This window comes from Deltaproteobacteria bacterium PRO3 (assembly GCA_030263375.1).
In the GTDB taxonomy this organism is placed as follows: Bacteria; UBA10199; UBA10199; order DSSB01; family DSSB01; genus DSSB01.
On sequence record SZOV01000010.1, the window covers coordinates 34,445 to 54,546 of the forward strand.

Sequence of the window (20,102 nt, forward strand, 5' to 3'; positions counted from 1 at the left end):
CCTCAACCACGCCTTTCGGCCGATGATGAAAAGCATCTTGCTGGAAGGGGCCGTCCGCGCGGGCGGTTTAAGGGGCAACGCATGGGCAAGACCGTTCTCGAACCAGGATCACCCTCGAAATTTTTCCTGGACCAACTGCACCAAGCCGGATTGAGCGATCGCGACATCGACGGCAGCGTCGCCGACGACGCCGTCGGCGGGCCGCGGGTCGGGATCTGCCGCGTCGGCGAGCCCAAGGACGGCAAGGTCGAAAAGTCCGAGGTCTTCGCCGTCGCCTTCAACAACCTCGTCAAGCACGGCGAGACGATCAAGCGCTATTTCCAAAAACTCGGTTTGAACGAAGTCGAGCACCTCAGGCCGGACGGCACCTTCGAGCCGGCTTACCACCAGTCGGTGCGCGGCGAGCTGCTCGGCACCGACCCGCAGCGCTCGCTGGGCGCCTGGCCCAACCCCAAGAAGCTCAGCAAGCAAGACCCCGGTTACGCCGCGGCCCTGGTGCAATGGGCCGGCCGCCACACGCGCCTGCCCCTGCTGCCTTACAAAGAACAGGTCGCGGTGCTGAAAGAGCTCGGCCTGGAAGAGGGCCAGGTCAAGGGCGAGCTGGGCAAGCTCTGGAAGGGCCAGACCCTCCCCAAGATGATGGCGCATGCCTCCGTGCTGCGCGGCGAGGAGCTGCTCGCCCAAGCCCGCGCGAAGCGCGGCGTCGGTGACGCCAAAGAGGCCGTGGCGCTCGAGCAGGCCGCCCAGCGCCTGTTTCGCACCGCCGTCGAGATGGACGGCGAAAACCCCGCGGCGCGACTCCGCCTGGCGGAGGGCCTCGCGGCGCAGGGGCGCTTCCGCGACGCCGGCCTGCATTACGCCCAGGCCCTGCGCACCGAGCCCGACTTCGACGTCGTCCTGAAAATTCTCGACCGGCTCTCCGGCCCCGACGGCAAGGAGATGATCGGAAAATCCCCGGACGCCTTCAGCTTCGTCGGCTTCGCCCTGAAGGACGCGGGACGCCATCCCGAGGCCGCGCTGATTTTCCATCGCGCCGCGCAGGCGGCGACCGAGGCGGGCCAGCATAAAAAATCCCTCGCCTTCACCGAGCAGGAACTCCTCGCCCAAGAGGCGACCGCGCCCTATGTGGCCGCCTTCTCCGGTGAGAGCAACCCGGTGGCGAAGGCCCTCTACGGGGCCTTGCGCGACGCGGGCATCCCTTCGGCCCTGATGGACGGAGTCTCGGGCCGCGAAGGAGACGCCCCGGACCGCAAGATCACGGCCGCCGAGGTCTTCGGCTATCTCGACGCGCACCAAGGCGACGCCCGGGTGCAGAAGGCCCTCAAGAAGATCCGCTTCGAGATCCCCTGGCAGGACGCCAAGGGCGGCCTGAAGAAGGAATTCGACACGCCTGAGTTCGCGTCCTTAAGCCTGGCGGGCCGCATGGCGCATTGGCACGCCGGCGAGGCATCGCGCCTGCAGAAGGCCGGCCCGGAGGGCGACGCCGTCCTCCTCGAGAAGCACCTGCGCATGGCGAGCTACTACGAGCCCGAAAACGCCGCGCGCCAGACGGCCCTGGGCGAATTTTACACCGCCCGCCAAGACGCGCCCCGCGCCAAGGAGGCCTACCTGGCGGCGGTGGCCGCCGACCCGGCGAATGTCGAGCTGCAAAAGCCCTTGGCCCAAGCCTTGGCCGCCGCCGGGGATTTCAAATCCGCCTTGACCGCCTACGACGCCTTCCTCAAGGCCCATCCCGGCGATGCGGCGACGCAAAAGCTGCGCGCCGATGCCGAGCACGGCTACCAAGGGACCTTGCGCCAGGACTTCGACGCCGAGCTGCAGCGCTTTCATTCGCTGGCGCAGGTAAACCCCGGCGAGGCCTTGAAGAGCCTGAAGACCCTCGAGACCATGGCCGGGCAGTTGGAATCCTTCCGCGGCGCGGAGCCCCTCGACCGCTACCAAAACTTGAAGCGTGTGGAGACCTTTTACCAGGCCGTTGTCAACCTGGAGGCCGCTCACGATTCCTACGATAGAGAGACGGTTTGGAAGGCCAAATTCGGCCTTTACATACAAGTCAATGAGGCGGCCAAAACCGTGCGCGACAGCTTGCAAGTCGCCGAGGGTGAGCGGTCGACCCGTGTCCAGGTCGAGAGGGCCCAGGCCTTCATCGCCCTGCAATTCTCCGGCAAAGGCGAAAACTTAAGCTCGGAGACCGCGAAGGACCTGGAGACCCTGGACAGGCTGATCCAGATCGTGCCTTCCCGCGAGATGGATGACGCGGAGCGGGAAGCGGCCTTAGACGGGTTGCTTCAGAATTTCGGCAGGTTGCGCCAGTACTATGGACGGTCCTTCAACGACCGGGATGGCACCACCTCCGAGACGATGCACGGTGTCGCCGGCCAGGTCCTCGACGCCGCCTTCGGCCACAAGGACTCCGCCGACAAGGAGATCGCCCAAGAGCTGGTCTACCGGATCCTCGACGACGGCGAGATGAAGCTTTTGCCCTTCCTCTCCGCGGCGGGGCTCAAGGACTACGTGGGAAAGAGCCACGCCGCCGACCAGGCCTTCGCCGAGGCGCAAAAAATCGGAGACGTCCGCGAGAAGCGGGGCGCGCTGCTGACGGCGATGGGCGATTTCGCCAAGCTGGGGGACGAGAAGCGCGTCGAGGCGGCGCTGACCGAGCTGCGCGCGACCGTCGACGACAAGATGAGCGACGCCGACAAGCTGCAGATCGAGACCGCCGCCTACCTGGCGCTGCGCGGCAGCGGCCTGCCCCAGGAAAAGACCCTGCTTGATGCCAGCAAGCTGCGCGCCCTCAAGATGTCGGTCCTGCACGACACCAGCTCCCCGAAGGCCGACGTGCAACGGCTGTTGCTGCTCAAGTCCTATTACGACACGGTAGAAGATGCGACGGGCTCGCGGGTGATCAACGCCGAGCTGCAGAAATCCCGCGACGACCTGCTCAACTTCCTGAATTTCGGCAAGCCCGCCGACGGCCTCAAGGCACCGACCGACGCGAAGGAGCGCCTCGAGCTCGCCGGTCTCTCCGTCCAGATCGACCAGGCCCTCCTGGCCGACGACATCTCGGGCCGGCTGAGCCAGCTCCCCGTCGAGTCGCGCACCGCGCTCTACACGAGCCGTCTCGAGATCTGGCGCAAAGAGCTCGCCAAGGCCACAGACCTGCCCTACGCCGAGCGCCTCGAGCAGGCCCGCATGCTGGCGCAGAGCGCGGCGGTCTACCGGGGTCTGAGCGAAGGGGAGGGCGCCTTCCTCGATAAAGGCAAGGTCGACGCCGAACTGAAGGCGCTCGAGGAGACGGTCGCCCCGATCCTCGCCGAGTATTTCGCCCAGGACGCCGAGGCCCCCGAGGCCCAAAAACGGCTGGCCGAAAAAATCACCCAGGATTTGAAGTCCCGCTTCCACGCGGCCCTCGAAAAGGGCGACTCCGCCTGGCTGGCCGGCGCCCTCACCTCCGAATCCCTCCTCCGCTTCGGCGAGTTGGCGCAAAACGGCCACTTCCTCTTGGCCGAGGCGGCGACCGCGCGCGGCCCGCAGGCGGTCGAACTGCGCCTCAAGGCCTCGGCCCTCTTCATCGAATTGGGCCTCTCCGAGCGCGTCAAAGAATCCTTGGGCCCGGTCGAGGACTTCGCCCTCAAGATGGGCAACCCGCGGCAAAAGATCGGCCTGCTGCTGACGGTGACGCAGGGCTACCAGCAGGTCGGCCTCAAGAAAGAGGCGAACGCGGCCCTCCAGAGGGTCGTCGACATGGATTCGCCCCAGGCCCCCGCGGAGGTCCGCGAGCTGGCGACGCTCGCCCGCGGCATGCTGCAGCTCAATAACGGCGAGCTGGCCAAGGCCCAGGAGACCCTCGCGGCGATCCCCAAAAATCCCACCGCCCAGCTGATGCTGGCCAAGCTGGCCCAAGGCACCGAGCAGCGGCGGATGCGGATGGTCTTCGACGCGCTGGCGCCGGTCCTGTTCAGCGAATTTCAAGGCAAGCGCACCGAGCTGAGCGAGAAAGAGACCGCCGAGATCCGCGACAAGGTCCAGGCCACCCTGCAGAAGTGGCAGCAGCAGCTCGCCTCCGGCGAGCTCCGCTCGCTGGACGACGCCTTCCGCCGGGACATGGGCGGCTTCTACTTCGAGTCCTTCGAGGGCGCGGTGGCGAAATCCTTCGTGAGCCGCATCTCCAATCCGGACATGACGGACGAGGAATTTTCCCAAGCCCTGCTCGGCTTCTCTCGCGGGATGCTGCGCGCCGAGAAGTACGGCGCCGCCATGGGCATCGCCCAGCTCCTCGAGAAAGATCCTTACGTCGCCGCCGGCGCCAAGGCCGTGCTGGAAGACATCCCCGGCCAGGCGCGCTGGGACGGCATCCTCAAATCGCTCAAGAACATGACCATCATCTTCGCCGAATCCGACGAGGAGGCGCTGAAGAGCGCGGCGATCATGCTGGTCAGTTTCGGCGTCGGGCGCGTCCTCGCCGTGGGTGCCGAGGCCGCCTGGGTGGCGCGCGCCGCCACCTTCATCCGCTCGCCGATCGCGCTGCGCGCCAGCACCTTCGCGGTCAAGACGACCGCCGAGGCGGCGGGCTTCACCCTGGGCTCCATGACCATGGAGACGATCTGGAGCGGCAAGACCAGCCATTGGAACCTCAAGCACTTCGGCACCGAGTTCGGCAGCATGCTCGTCACTTTCGTCCTGCTCCACGGCGTCGGCATGGGCATGCAGGGCCTCTCCGGCGCCAGCGCGCGCTACGTCGGCCGCGCCGAGGCGGGCATGGCCCGCGCCCTCGAGGGCGGCGGGGGCTTGGGCGCCGCGGCCTTCGAGCTGCGCCTCGCCAAGGGCATGGACGCGGTCGCCAAATCGGGGATCACCGCCTGGGGCACCCGGGTGACGGCCTTCACCGGCAGCGAATACGTCAACGAGGCGATCGGCCTGCGCCCGAAAGAGAACGTCCCCTTCTGGGTGCGCCTCGCGGGCAGCGCGGTGATGGACGCGCAGATGATGATGGCGGGCAAGACGGTCAACGCGATCTCCGGCGGCCGCATCGCCAAGATCGAAAAGGCCAGCCAGATGAAGCTGGCCCAACACAAGATGGATTATCAGGCGAAGGAGCTGCTGCCGATCGTCCAGCGCATGGGTTTCGACGCGAAGACCCCGGCCGGCCGCGCGGTTTGGGAATCCCTGATGCGCTCCCGCGCCCAGGGCGAGAGCCTCAAGGCTATCGAGTCCCGCACCGGCGCCGAGGAGATGGCGCGCTACGACAAGATCGTCGCCGAGCAGTTCGGTCTGGATCCCAAGAGCCCGCGGGGCCGCAATGCCAAGGCCGCCCTGCTGGGCTACGCGCAGATCCATCCCTTCGCCGAGCCGGGCAAGCCCCTGGGCGCCGCCGAGCTGGCGGGGATCGCCGGCCGGCTGCACGGCGAGGCGACCAAGCTGCTGACCGAGGCCGGCATCGAGCGCGGCGGGAGCTTCGACGCCCTGCGCGACGGCCTGCTGGGCTTCGCGCTGCAGACCGGGCTTGAGCCCGCCCACTTGAGCGAGTACGCGACCCAAGCCAAGTCCTTGAAGGCGCCGCTCCATTCCCTGGCCAACCAGATCCTCGGACCCGACGCCGCGCGCACCCCCGAGGGCCAGGCCCTGATGGGCGAGCTCGCGGTCTACGCGATGTTCCGCGCTGCCTCGCCCGAGAAGCTCGCCGCGCCGCTCGAATCGCTGGGCGCCGGCCAGTGGGGCCCCGAGGCCCAGTCCGTGCTGCGGGGCCGCGCCGAGGCCCTGCTGGGCAAGGTGGGCGTCGAGACGCCCGCCGGCCGCGCTTGGATGGCCAAGCTCTTCCTGCGCGCCCTCCACGAGAGCGCCCAGCCGGGCGACATCTTGCCGGGCCTCAAGGCCCAAGAGGCGGGGGGCGAGTTCCTTCCTATGTTGGCCGACGTCGCGGGCTTCACCAAGCCCAAGCAGCGCCTCGCCCTGGCGAGCTGGGTCCTGGAGACCGGCGTCACCTCCGAGGCGGTGAAGGGTTTGGTGAACCTGGTGCTCAAGGGCCAGATCGAGCTCCGCTTCGAGGGCGAGCGCTTGGCCGCGACGCGGATTCCCGAGGGCGAGCAGGCCGCGAAGTCCAAGGAAGTTTTGGATCGGCTTCCCGAGCTGCCCTCCGAATGGCTGCGCGAGGACCTCGTCGCCACCCGCCGCGCCGAGGAGGAGATCCTGCCGGTCACCGAGGACATGGTCGTCTCGGTCGAGCCGCTCGGCGCCGAGGCCAAGCTGGGCGACCGCGATCTCGGCGTCGCGAGCTTCGTCCCGATTACCGCGGTCGAGGCCAAGGCGGACAAGATCGCCAAGGCCAAGCCTGACGCCGCCCGCCTGGCCCGCTACGCCGAGTACATCAAGAAGAAAGAGGGCCTCACTCAGCAGGAGGCCGAGGCCAAGGCCTTGGAATGGGCCGAGCAGGTGATCCTCGACGCGCGTACCAAGCAGCTCAAACAGACTCACATCTACGACACCAGTCTGCCGACGCGTCCCGAGACCCAGCACCTGGACAAGGCGACGATCGACCACCACGGCCGTTTCGGCAACCCGAAAAACGCCACCGAGCAACTGCTCGAGCGCCTCGAGGGGACGCTCGAGACGGTGAAGGCGGATCCGAAGGCGCTTAAGGCGGCGAAGGCCGACGCCGGGGCCATGAAGGCCGCCGGCGGCGATCCCGTCGTCGCGGCGGCGCTGCGCGAGCTGAATCTGCGGCAGGTGACCACCGACAACCTGGCCGACGGCGGCTGGTGCGTCTGGATCGCAAAGAATCAGGCGCGGGTCCTGGCCGACCCCGCGCTGCGCAAGCTGATCGGCGAGGCGACGCACTTCGAGGATTTCACGGCCTTCGGCACCGAGTACAACCCCAAGGACCCGGGCGTGCGCCTGCAGGCGGCGCTCTTCCAGCGCTACGGCGAGATCCTCAAGCAGCACGGCATCGTCGGCGCGGACCGCTTCCCGCCGGCGAAGGCCGAGCAGGTCATGGGCGAGGCGGTCGCGGCGATCGAGAAGATGCTGGCCGATCCCGCCGCGCGGGAGGCCGCCGCGAGCGAATTCTTCGCCAAGGTCGAGGCCGGCCGCGAAAAGGCCGCGGCGGAGGCCTTGATCCCCGAGGCCTCGGTGCACGAGGGCGAGACGAACTTGAGTTTCTTCGACCTGAGCAAGCTGGGGGATTTCACCGTCTACCAGCGATGGCTCTCCCTGCCGCGCGTCGAGCCCAAGGCCGGCAGCCCCGACACCCTCCAGGTTTCGGTGGTGCCGCTGGAGGCGGCGACCGCCGCGGACGGCGCCTCGGTGCCGCGCACCCTGCAGATCGTCGCGATCCCCAACGGCCGCGAGCTGCCTTCGGGCAAGGGCCTGCTTAGCGTCCTCGAGCGGATCAACGCCGCCGAGAAGGCCAAGGCCGAGAAGCTCGGGGTCGAGCCGAACCTGTGGTTCGGCAAGGACAACGTGATCTTGCCCTCTGACGCCAAGCGCGGCACCGTGCTGACGACGCGCGAGGTCTCCGAGATCCTGACCTCGCCCGAGCTAGGCCTGTTCCGGGCCGAGACCAACGTCCTGCCGATGAAAAAACCGGCGGGGGGCGAGAAGACCGTCGTGGAAAAGAAATCCCCGCAGGTCGCCGAGGAAGAGGTCACCAAGCCAGGCAAGAAGCTTCCGGCGCCCGAAAAGTCCGAGGCCTCGGAGGAAGCGACCGTCCCCGGCATCAAGGGGCCGCTCGCGGCGCGCAAGGGCGCCACCGCAAAACCGCTCGATGGAGCGCCCAAGCTGGATCGCGGCGAGGGTCCCGCCCCGCTTTCGCCGAAGGATGGCGTCGCGATCCCCGAGGTGGAGATCCGCAGCGACGGGGAGAGCAACGTCCTTTCCTTCGAGGCGGGCAAGGTGCTGCCGCTCGGAGTCCAGGGCGGCAAGCTTGTCGTGGGCGAGAAGGCCAAGAGTCCCTTGGCCGAGGTCGAGGTGATGTGGACGCCCGAGGGGGAGATCGGATTCTACCTGCGCCGCAGCGGAAAGTCCGAACGACAAAGGCTGCGGCCCGGCGACAAGGTCTCATTGGGCGACGCGTCCTTCGTCTGGGAAGGGGAGCGCTCCGACGGCCGTCCCAAGCTGAAGCTGGTTCCCAGGGAGCCCACGGAAAAATTGGCCGGACCGGGCGCCAAGCCGGCGAAAGGAGAGGCGAAGGGCGCGGTTGCGGCGCAGACCGAGGCGGCGTTCAACGCCTTCGTCGAATCCGGGAGGTCCGAGGCCATCGACCTGTTGAAGGTCGTCGAGCAGGCCGGCGCCGAGGCCTCGGGCGAGGGCGTCCAATGGCTCAGCAGTTTCGCCAATCTGAGCACGCCCACCCAGGCCCATGTGCCCATCGTGGGGCGATGGAGCCATTTGGATATCCATAAATTCGGATCGGCATATCAACACAACGAGCTCAAGGACACGCCCGCTTCCACCTATGAGGTGACCGTCCACGGAAAACAGCGCCTGGCCGACGTCGAGGCCCGGCTCCAAGAGACTTACGGGTCGCGCCTGACGCCCCTCACTCCCGGCAAGGGCTCGAAATCCGAGTGGATGCTTCGCGGCGAGGACGGTCAGGCCCAAATCCTGATCAAGCTGCAGCCGGGGGCTTTGGAGATCCCCACGCTGCAACAGGCCCGCGAGACCTTCAAGGGCTTCGAGGCAGAGCACCTCGGCACCTTAAGCGAGTGGGCGAAGGAGCCGAACACCCTGCGCAGCGTCTATGCCCTGCGCATGTTGACCATGATCGGTTACGAGGCGGACGGCAAGGGGGGGACCCGCTTCGGCACCAAATTCGAGGCGACCCTCGCCCGCTATGAAAAATCCTCGGACCCGGCCGAAAAGGCGCGCGCGGGTGAAGAGCTGGCGACCATGGTCGCCCACCTCAAGGACGCCGTCGCCCTGGTGCCGGAGCATCAGGTGGTGCAGGACGCCTATCAATTGCAGGCCACCTCGCGGCCGGTCAAGGCCGTCGCCTGGGCCTCGGAGCAGCCGGGCTCGCTCGGCGAGCGCGGCAAGGAGGCCGTCGCGGCCCTTTTGTCCCTTTCCGAAAAGACCCAGCGAGTCCGCATGCTCGGCGATTCGATGCGGCGAACGGACCTCGAGGGAGAGCAGAGGGTCGAAACCGCCCAGGAGTATCGCCAGGCCGTCACGGAGCTGGAGACCGCCGTCCGGACGATTCGGGATGTCGAGGCCAAGGCCCTCGAGCAAAAGGTCGATTTGGACAAGGTCGACGCCAAAATAAAAATACCCGAGCCGAAGTTGCCCGCCGGGGAGGAAACCGGCAAGACCGAAGTCACCGAGGTCACGGAAGCCACCAAGAAAGTCGGCGCGCCGCAGGCGGCCGAGGGACAGGCCCCGCTGGGAAAAATCGCCTGGTCTCCCACCGAATTTTCCGCCAACGCCTTTTTGGACTTCTATTTCGGCGAACACAACGCCTTCGCGACGGTCGAGGCCCTGGCCAATCGGAGCCCGGGCTCCGCCCGCGACCATTACGCGGACATGGCCTTCGACTTCCGCATGCCGCTGCAGAGCCTCCGCGCCAAGATGGAGCGCTACAACGAGTTGGAGAGGGTCTTCCACGGCCATCGCCAGGAAATGCTCAAGTTCGAGACCCAGGCGGAGGAAGCCAAGTCGGCGTCTAAGACGGAAGAGGCCACAACGGCGAGGTCCAAGGCGGCGGAAGCCAGGCGCCAAGCCGATGCCGCCATCCAGGAACGCGCCGCGCTGGAAAGCGAGATCCGCTTGTCCTTGGCCGAGCTAAAGGCCAGTCCCTACAACCAATTGGCGCTTCGCTACAACGAGCGCATCGAGAAAACCGAGAAGGAGTTGATCCCCCTCGAGTTCGCCCTCACGGCCGCCGAGGTCGAAGCGACGATCGCGGCGCGCGGCACCGGGGAGAAGCCCGCTCTCTTTTACGAGATGCACTTCAAGCCGATGGCGGAGATCGCCGATCGGCATTTCGACAGTGAATTCAAAAACCTATCGGCGAGTGAATTCGTGCGCGCCGAGGTGCACGTCACTCGCTGGGAGACGGCCGAGCGCGCCATGGACCAGATGGTCGAGGAGGGGGTGCTGCGTCCCGAGCAGAAGCCGGACTTCGCTGCTCTCGCGGCGGAAGGCGCTAGGGAAGTCACGGTGCGGGCCGAGATCCCCGGGGTCGGCGAGATACCCGTGGTCTTCCGCTTCGAGGGAGAAGCGGCCGCGGCGCCCAAGGCCGAAAAGTCCGCGAGCCCCGTCGGCAAGACCGGAACCACGGCCGCGGCGTTTTTCCTCGGCATCACCACCCTGCTGACGCCCGAGCTCGCCCACGCGGCGGATAAATCCGTCGCCGACGGTTCGGCGATCCCCTTGATGTTGGGCGTGGGAGCGGCGGCGGCCTTGGTGGTCGGCGGCGTGAGCGCCTTAGCCCTTTGGGCGAGGGGGCGTTCGACTGCAAAGGCAGAGGCGCCGATCCGGCAACGCCGCAGCTCGACCGCGGATAAAATTCCTCCAGGCAAGCCCTTGGTGGATACGGCCCCGCCGGTCGCCAAGCAGGGCCCGGTGCCGGCCTCTCAACCCATCCTCAAACCCGTTCCGCCGCCCGTCTCTCAACCCGTCGCTCCGCCCGCGCCGCGAATCGCGCCCGTCCCGGGGTCGATCAAGGCGGCGCTGGGAGACAACGTCAAGGGCAGGGCCCGCCAAGGGACCTTCGGCAATGCCACGCCCACTTTCGAATACGGTTCCTTTTCGGTGCGAACCGGCGAGGGCATCGGCTACAAGAAGCATCACAACGAGGACGGCTTCGTCCAGGGCCGCAACTGGGGCCTGGTGCTCGACGGCATGGGCGGGATGGGCTCGGGCGACAAGGCCAGCGAGGTCGCCGGCAAAAAGTTCGCCGAGGAGATGGCCCTGCACGGGGATATGGCGCGGGCGATGGTGGCCGCCGGCGATGCGGTCAACGCCAGCCCCTATGCTAGCGGCGGCGCCGTGGCGGTGGCGCACCAGATCCTGCCGTTGCCCGGCGGGGGTCATGTCGCGCGCATCGTCCATGTCGGCGACGCCGGGGCGATCGTGTTCCGGAAAAACGCTCAGGGAGAATTTGAGTTGGTCTATCGCACCGAGGAGCAATCGGTGGCCGCTGAGGCACGGCGAACGGGCCATCTCCGCGACACCTTGGCGATGCGCGCCTCGGATTTCGCCAACATCGTGTCCGGGGGCTTGGGCACCGGGAAAAAGGCCGACCCCGTCGTGAAGGATGTCCCCATTCAAGAAGGGGACGTGATTCTCTCCTTCTCGGACGGCGTGGGCGACAACGTGAGCCGCGCGGAATTGAGCCAAATCCTCAAATCTTCCCGCAGCGCCGAGGAGGTGCAGGCCAAGGTCTGGGAGTTGGTGCATTGGAAAATGAAACGCTTGGCCCTGGTGAAGGATATCTTTTACGGCGACACCAAAGAGGGTGGGGTGATCCGGGACTTCATCGACGCCGAGGGCCACGCCCGGAAGGGCGTCGAGCTGAACGAGAGCCCCGGTTATTTCATCGACAAAAAGGGCCACGTCTACGATTCGAACGGCGCCTTGGTCGACCACTACAAGGCCGACAACGTGACGATCCACGCCTACGTCCACGACGTAGCCAAGGCGCCGCCTCCGCCGGCAGTGGAAAAGACCCTCGTCATGCCCGCCTTCCGGCCCGCCGCCGTCGACCCCGCGGAGGCCAAGACCCAGATTTATCAGGTTCCCCAACCCCTTGCCTTCTCGACGGGGGAGTGGGTCCTGCCCAAGCGCTTCGGCTCGGCCCTGGTCGGCCGTGACGGCAGCAAGGGGGCCAAGATCCGGCTGGACTATCAGGATATTTCCTCGCGCCAGGCGGAGCTCTTCGAAGCGGAAGGGGAGGTCTGGATTCGGGATCTGGGCTCGCTCAACGGGACCTGGGTCAACGGCCGCCGACTCCAGGGCGACGAGGCCTGCGCCCTGAGCCAGGGCGACGTCGTGACCTTCGGCACTCGCAGCTACCATGTCGAGGCCGAGACGAGCGCCGGCGCGGAGATGCTCTCCTTGACCCCCGCCCTAATCGTCTCCTCGCAGCAGCCCGGTTTCCAATGGGGACCTGTGACGGTTTATCAAGCAGAAACAGGGGCTTACGCCATTCGCAACGATGGTTCTCCCAAGCTCTTGGTGGGCGGCAAGCCGCTCCCCGCCGACGGCAATGCCTATCGCATCCGGGATGGGGAGACCGTTCAGATCGACGGGAAAAACTACGTCTTCCGCGAATTTCATTAAGCCGTCTTTTTTTCGAAAAATTACCCCTTAAATCCCTAAGTCGGGGCATGGAACTTGCTGTGCTCCTAGATACCTATTCTGGGGGCCCGGATAGGGGTCTGTGGTCCCCAGGCATTGAGCTTTTTCCGTTTTTTTGACCGGAAATTGGCGACGGGGGACACCAGATGGAAAAGGCCTTCGGGAAGACCGAGACCAACGCCCAATTTTTTTACGAGCTCCTCCACGGCGAAGACGGGGGCTTAAGCGACGACAAGATCGACGGCGCCCTGCCGGAGGCCCTGGCCGGCGGTCCCGCCGTTCCGCCGAGCGCCTCCAGAAGCAATCCCGTCGATCAGCAGATCCAGGGCCACGAGGTCGTGGCCGCCGCCTTCAACCGCCTCACCAAGTACTACCCGAAGATCACCGAGCACTTCCAAAAGTTGGGCCTGGACCTGACCGCCCTGTTGGCCGCCGACGGGACCCTCAAGCCTGCCTTCGTCGCCCAGGTTCGCGACCGGCTCGCGGGCAAGGACGCCGCGGCCCCGAAGAGCGCCCTCAGCTACCAATCCGCCCAGCTTTACATCGCCGAGCGCGAGGGGATCTCGACCCGCGACCCGCTCTTCGCGGAAAAATTTAAGGCGCTGATGGACAAGCCCCAGGCCGACCGCGACGCGGAGCTGAAGAAATTTTTCGCCGAGCCCAAGAACGTCGGGAAGCTCGTCCGCTGGGCCTTCCGCTATTCCGAGTTTTCCCTTTTGCCCTTCAAGGACCAAGTCGAGGTCTTCCAGGCCGCGGGCTTCGACGAGGCGGTGGTCAAGGCCGAACTCGCGCCGCTCTGGCAGGGCCGCAGCCTGCCGAAGTTGGTCGCCCAGGCGGCCCTGCTCAAGGGCCTGGAGCTGGAAGAGGCCGCCAAGGGCCTCGAGGGCGACGCGGCGCAGAAGAAGCTGCAAGAGGCGCGCTACCTGTTCCGCGCCGCGGTCGAGCTGGACAACCGAAATCCCCTGGCCCGCCGGCGCCTCTCCACGCACCTGATGCGCGAGGGCAAGATGGAGGGCGCGAGCTTCCACCTGGCCGAGGCGGTCAAGCACGAGACGGAAGTGCGTTACATGGTCGAGATCGCCCAGGGCCTGGCGATCGGCGACAAGCGGCTTTTGGCCGGCCACGCCGACCCCTGGGCCTTCGTCGCGGACAACCTGGTCTCGGTCCAGCGCTTCGCCGAGGCGGCCGGCGTCTACCACGAAGCCGCCAAGGCCGCGACGGCGCGGGGGGACCATCCGGCTTCCCTGGCCTTCACCGAAAAAGAGTTGAAGATCGACGAGACCGCCAAGCCCCTGGCCCTGCAGTTCTCCGAGAAGCAGAACCCCATCGCGACGGCCTTTTACAAGGCGCTCCGCGCGCAGGGGGTCCCCGGCCAGCTCATCGACGGTTCTAACTCCGACGCGGCGAAGGCCGCCGACCGCAAGGTCGAGGCGGGCGAGGTCTTCGCCTACCTCAACGCGCATTGGAAGGACGAGCGCGTCCAGCGGGCCTTGCAGTCGATCAACTTTCCGGCCCTGCCCTGGGAGGCCCCGGGCGCCAAGCCGCCCTACGCCGACGCCGCCTTCGAAAAGCTTCCCTTCGCCGACAAGATGGCCGCCTGGCACGACTACGAGATCGGCCTGCTGAAGAAAGAGCAGCCGCTGGACGAGGGCCTGCTCGAGAAGCGGCTCCGCCTCGCGAGCTACTACCAGCCCGCCAAGCCCGAGCGCCATAAGGCCTTGGGCGAGCTGCTGCTGAAGAAGCAGCGCTACGCGGAGGCCGTGGCGGCCTACCGGGCCGCCGACGCCGCGGCCGGCTCCGCGGATCTTGAGCTTAAAACCTCCCTGGGCCATGCCCTGTTCGGCGCGGGCGACTTCAAGGCCGCGCGCGACATGTACACGCTGGGCCTCGAGAAGAACCCCAAGGACGTCAAGCTGCTCAAGCTGCGCTTCGAGGCCAACGAATATTACATCGCCACGCTGGACCCGGCCAAAGACGCCGACGCGCTGAAGGCGGCCCGGGCCGAGCACGGTGCGGACGGCGCCATGGCCCTCGCGCTGGGCGCGAAGGACGAAAAAGCCAAGCTGGCCGACCTGGAGAAGCTGCTGGGCGAGCTGCACGGCGGGGACGGCGACAAGGCGCGGACGGTCGCAGCTCTGGCGGGGCTCAAGCCCGAGGAGTTGGGCGGCATTACCAAGAAGGACGCCATCGCCGCGGTCGAGGGACTGGCGCAGAACTACCTGAGCCTGGCCGAGCAGGCCTACGCCGACCCCAAGGACACCGAGCTGGTGCGCGCCGAGCTCAACGGCCTGGCCGCCGAGTGCTTCCAAGTCCTCTCGCGCTTCGCCACCGCGGACGGCGATCCCGAGGTCCAGCGCATGGCCAAGGTCTACGAGGGCTACGCGCTGATCGCCGAAGGCAAGATCGACGAGGGCGTCGCGGTGCTCACGCCGCTGCGCAAGATTCCGCAGGCCGACCGCATCCTCACCCACATCGAAAAGGGGAAGATGCGCCTGGTCAACCTCTCGGCCGCCGAGGCCTGGGAGCTCTACAACAAGGACATGGAGCGCGCCGAGACCGACTCCGCCAAGGGTTGGATGTCCGGGACCAGCGTCTCCAGCGTGACGGAGAAGTGGGCGAAGGAGCGCGCGATCGCCGCCGCGGTGAAGGAGAAGTTGACGGCGGGCGAGGCCGACTCGATGGAGGCCGCACTCAAGCTGATCGCCGAGTCCGGCGAGGAGTCGCTGAAGGAGCGCGCCAAATATTACTTGAGCACCGAGAGCCGCGCCAACGGCACCGGGCCGATCGGCGACCTGATCGCCTATGCCTCCGGCAACCCTCCCGGCATGGCCGAGGCCCAGCACATCCTGGCCAAGTGCTTCGACATCGAGGCCAAGAAGGGGGCCGTCGAGGCCGCCTTCGGGATGTACGCCCTGATCCAATCCGCCTCCCCCGAGCCGGAGATAAAACAGAAGGCCCAGGGCAATTTGGATGCCCTGCAGGGCAAGGCGACCTTCGGGCGCTCGGTCGAGAAGTTCTTCAAGATGCACAGCAGCGAGGGTCTCGCCGTCGACATCGGGTTGATGTTCGTCGCGGCGGGCTTGGGCAATCTCGCCAAACTGCGCATGCTGGCCAAGCTCGAGCAGGCGGGCGTCAACGGCTACAAGGCCGTGGCGATCGCCAGCGCCGTCGGCATCGGCACCGAGGCGACGGTCTTCTGGGCGGGCGGCACGGTCAAAGAGGCGATGCTGACCGACCCCAGCAAGGTTTTCACCCCCGGCCACTTGCTGAAAGGTTGGGGTTCCTCGCTGATCATGATCGGCGGCCTGAAGGGCGGCGGCAAGCTGGCCGAGGGCCTGGGGCCGCGGGCCGCGAAGAGCCTGGGCCTGGTGAAAGAGGGCGGCCAACAGTTGACCTTCGGCGGCAAGGCCCTGACCTGGACCATCGGACACTCCGCCGGTTTAGGCGGCATGATCGCCTCCAGCCATGTCAACCAGGGTCTGGGCCTCACGCCGAAACCGCTGGGCGGCTGGAAGGAGGGCCTGGTCAACGAGGTCTTCGGCTACGTCCAATTCGCCGTCGCCCACAAGGTCGCCGACGGGGTGGTGAAGGGCAAGATGACCGAGGTCTCCAAGATCCAGCACACGGAGATCGCCTACAAAGAGGCGCTGCTGCTGGCCCGCGGCCACGCGGAGACGCTCGGCTTCAAGGCGGAGCGCTTCGAGATCAAGGTCGATTCGGACGGGACGCTCAGCGCCAACGGCAAGCCGATGAAAGATCTCGATCCCGACGTCAAGAAGTCCGTCGAGGCCCAGCTGAAGAAGGGCAAGGACGGCAAGGTCGAGGCCCAGACCGTGTTTTTGGAGAGCGCCGACCGCAAGCTCTTGGTGGGCCTCTTCCTCGAGGCCTCGCTCAACCGGCCCGGCTTCTCCGGCGGCAAGCTGACGAAGCTGCTCGAGGCCAAGGACTACGCCAAGGCGAATGCCTACCTGAAGGAATTTAATCTGCCGCTGCATTTCCAAAAGGACGGTTCCCTCGCCGCCGGAAGCGCGGGCGAGCCCTCGCCGCACGAAGCCGTCGGCGTTCCCCCGCCGGTGGCCTCGCAGCCCAAGGTACCGGCCGCCGAGGCGAAGCCCGAGGGTGGCAAGCCGGCGAAGCCCGCTAAGGATGCCAAGACTGAAAGGACGCAAGAGCCGGAGGAGCTCTCCGACTCGCACCTCGTGCCGCTGGAAGACGGCATGACACCCGAGCCCCAGAAGTTGGCGGCGCGCAAGGTCACCCCACCGGCCAAGCCGCCGGCGAAGGCGAAGGAAGTCCCGGCCGCGGTCCAGGCCCTGGCGCCCAAGCAGCCGATGCCCGAGGCGCTGCGGCGCGGCCTGGTGATTCCGGGCGACGGCAAACCGATGCGGGTGGATTTCAACGAGTACGGCGTCGCCTTCCTGGACGCCTCCGGCCGCTCGCTCACCGAGGCCGAGAGCCGCAAGGTCCCCCATCTCGAGATCCAGATGACCCTGACCGAGGACGGCCGGATCCTCCACCACGCGCGCGCGGTGGGCGGTGGGAAGATGCGGATCGTCGACGCCGACGGAAACGCCCGCGAGGTCACCGCCACCTACAAGCCCCTGCACGACGGGGATCGCCTCCGGCTCGGCGGCGTCGAGTACACCTGGTTCGGGCCGCACGGCGCGGAAGGGATCGAATACCAGACCAAGAAGGTCACGATCTTCGAGGGTCGAGTTCACCTCGAGGATACCTTCGTCATCCAGGAGCGCCGCGAGTGGGCCGAGGCCTTCGCGAAGACGCTCGAGCGGGAGTTCCGCGGCCACGAGAGCATGTTCGGCGACCCGGGCCGCGCCCTGGCCGACCGCGTGGCGAAGGACCCGCGCATGAGCGACGACGCCTTCCGTCAGGCCTTCGTCGACCGCTGCCGCGAGACCTTGAAGGCCTTGAAGCCCGTCTTGGACAAGCTCCCCGAGGAGCCGCGCTCCGCCTTGGCTCACAATTTTCTGAGGCAGGTCCTGGAGGGCCGCCTTCTGATCGGCGACGCGCAGGCACTGGCGGCCGGCGTGGAGGCCGGGCACCTGGTGGTCGAGCCGATTACGCCCGAGCAGGGCAAGGCTTATGATTATTTGTTGGTCCCCGCCTTCCACGGCGTGCGCCTCCCCGCGGGAGCTGGGATGCTCGAAGGGATCTCCGGGGTCCGCACCCTCGATTTCGGCAAGACCGTCTATCAGGTCGTCCAGTTCGGCGAGGCCACCTTGAATTTCCGCGGCGGGACGCCTCGCGAGGGAAAGCCGACGACGTATTTTGTCTCCAGCCGGGGCGGCAAGGCTGTCGTTCAAATTTACGACGCTGCGGCCGGCGTGTTTCGCCCCTTGCCGCCGCGCGTGGAGACGCCGATCCCGGAGGGCGCCATCCTCCGCGTCGGCAATAGCTCCTACGTCTTCCGCAGCCCCGAGTGGGTCCGGGCGGAGACCCAGGCCCGCAACCGGATTTTGGCGGAGCGCGACCTGTTGATCAACCAGCGCGCCGCCGTCCAATTGCTGCCGGACGGCGCCGCGGAGAAAGCCTCGAAAGTCGAACGCCTGGCGAAGCTGGAGCAGGATTTCCTCGACCTGATGGCCAAGGAAGGCCGGGATCGCGAAGGCTTGCACGGCCTGCAGGCGGAACTGGCGCATTTGGCCCTCAGCGAGACGGATTTTGCCGTCGCCGCGCGCCAGGCCCTGGCCGGCAAGCTGAGCCCCGAGGCCTACCGCGCCGCTCAGAAAGAGATTGGAAAAAAACTGGTCGCGGAGCATCGGAAGCCTCTGGCCGACGTCTCCGCCTTCCTCATCGGTCTGACCAAGGACAATATTTTGACCCACCGCTTTGCCAAGCTGAGCGACGAGAACGGCGCGGTGGCGCCCAACCCCCACGCCCGTCTGAAGGATCCCGCCGACATCGCTCCCAAGCTGATGCGCCGGGGCTGGACGGACCTGGGGCCCTTGACCGACGTCGGCGGCGCCCGCGTCGTGGTGAAGACCACCAACGACGTCCTGCCCATCGTCGAGGCGATCGAGGCCAAATACAAGGTTCGGCCTCAGGTCACCCGCGACGGCGCCTTCGAGCTGGACATCATCGGCGAGGAAAAGTCCGCCGGCGGTGCGGTGGTGAGCGAGGTGACGCTGAGGCCCGACAAGGACCACCCCGACCGGCTGACGGTGGGCAGCTCCTCCGGCTATCGCGCGATGCACGTTGTCGTCGAGGTCGACGGCAAGCCCATCGAGATCCAGATCCAGACCGAGGCCATCTATCAGTGGGGCAAGATCCAGCACAGCCTCATCTATAAAAACAAAAATCTCCCGGTCGAGACCGTGACCGAGCTCAATGAATTTTGTCGGGACGTGGCCAAATACCTCACCGACTTGGAGAGCGGCCCTGCCGGAGCCACCCGTCCGGCGCTGCCCTTGCTCGCCAAAAATCTTACCGCCGAGGCGCGGGCCGGCCTGAACGCCGAACTCCGCAAGATGGAAGCCTTGATGGACCGCTACGAGCGGGTGGCCGAGGATCCCGGCGAGCACAAGACGCAGATCTTCAAGCGTCCTTCGGGGACCCCGGAGAGCACCCCCCCGCCGGGAGAAAGGACGGACGCCGCCATCCCCAGCGCCAAGGTCGAGGCGAACGGGGAAGGAAACGGACATCTCCCGCAGCGCCGCGCCCTAGCCGAGGAGTTGGCCAAGCCCGCGGGTCTGCCGAAGGCCAAGCCGGCGCCCAAAGCGGCCCCCGTCAAGGGAGGGAGCGCCGTCGCCGCGCAAGCGCCGAAGCCGCCGCCGCTGCCCTCCGCCAAGGGGTACCAGCAGGTGATGGACCGGGCGGACAAGCTAGGCCGCGAGCTGGTCTCCGTGGTCGAGGTGAGCGACGCAACGCTGAGCGGGGAGGCGAAGCATTGGGAAAGCAGCTTCGCCAATTCCTTCAATCCCGACTCGACGCACGTGACGATTCGCGGCGGATGGCGGCACCTGAGCAAGGCGGAGTTCGAGGCGGCCCGGCAGGCGGGGACGCTGCGCGATACGCCCGCCAGCAGCTACGAGGTGCGGATCCTCGGCGAGGAGCGGCACGCCCAGGTCGAGGCCCGCTTGCAAAAGCAATACGGCTCGCGCCTCGAAAAACGCGACCCCCTTTATCCTTCCGAGTCCCGCTGGATGCTGCGCAACGAAAAGGGCGAGGCCCAGGTCGAGATCGTCCTGCGGGCGAAGCCCTTGGCCGTCCCGACCGTCGCGGAGGCGCGCGAGGCCTACACCGCCTTCGCCAAAGATCGCCTCCCCGTCCTCGCGAGGTGGCTCGAGGAATCCTCGACGCCGCGCAGTTTCTACGCCTTCCGGATGAGCCAGATGCTGGGCGTCGAGGGCGACGGCCGGGGCGGCTATCGCTTCGGTGGGCGCTTCGTCGCGGCGCTGCGCCGCTTCGAGACGGCCACGGATCCGGTCGCCAAGGCCCGGGCGGGCGAGGAGCTGGCGGTCATGCTGGCCTACCTGCGCGACGCGCGCCTGCTGATGCCGGAGCACCGCATCTTGCACGCGGCCAATATCCTGCGCAACGGCTCGGGTCCCGCCAAGGCGGTCGCCTACGCGATGCGCGCGGGGAGCGAATGGAAGGCCCGCGGCGAGCCGGCCTACCGCGCCTACAACGCCCTTCGCGAGCTGGGCGACCGGGTGCGAAGGCTGGGCGAGGAGCTGCGCCGCGATGTTTCCGCCGAGAACCAGAAGCCGGGCAACCCGGTCTACGACGAGTATCTCCAGGCCCTGCGCGAGCTGCGCCGCGCCATCAAGACCGTCCACGACCTCGAGATGGAT

2 protein-coding genes are annotated in these 20,102 nt (G+C 67.0%); both read left to right on the forward strand.

Annotated elements, in window-relative coordinates:
• The first annotated feature begins 81 nt into the window (after window positions 1-81).
• On the forward strand, window positions 82-12,273 hold the full coding sequence (locus tag FBR05_03370; GenBank protein ID MDL1871225.1) for an FHA domain-containing protein: 12,192 nt from the start codon (window positions 82-84) through the stop codon (window positions 12,271-12,273).
• Between the two features lie 164 nt (window positions 12,274-12,437).
• Window positions 12,438-20,102: hypothetical protein (locus tag FBR05_03375; protein MDL1871226.1), on the forward strand; the 7,665-nt coding region annotated here is incomplete at its 3' end.

Bases quoted from the DNA above. Each gene is read 5' to 3' on its own strand.
- FBR05_03370 (MDL1871225.1), top strand. From the start codon at position 82: ATGGGCAAGACCGTTCTCGAACCAGGATCACCCTCGAAATTTTTCCTG.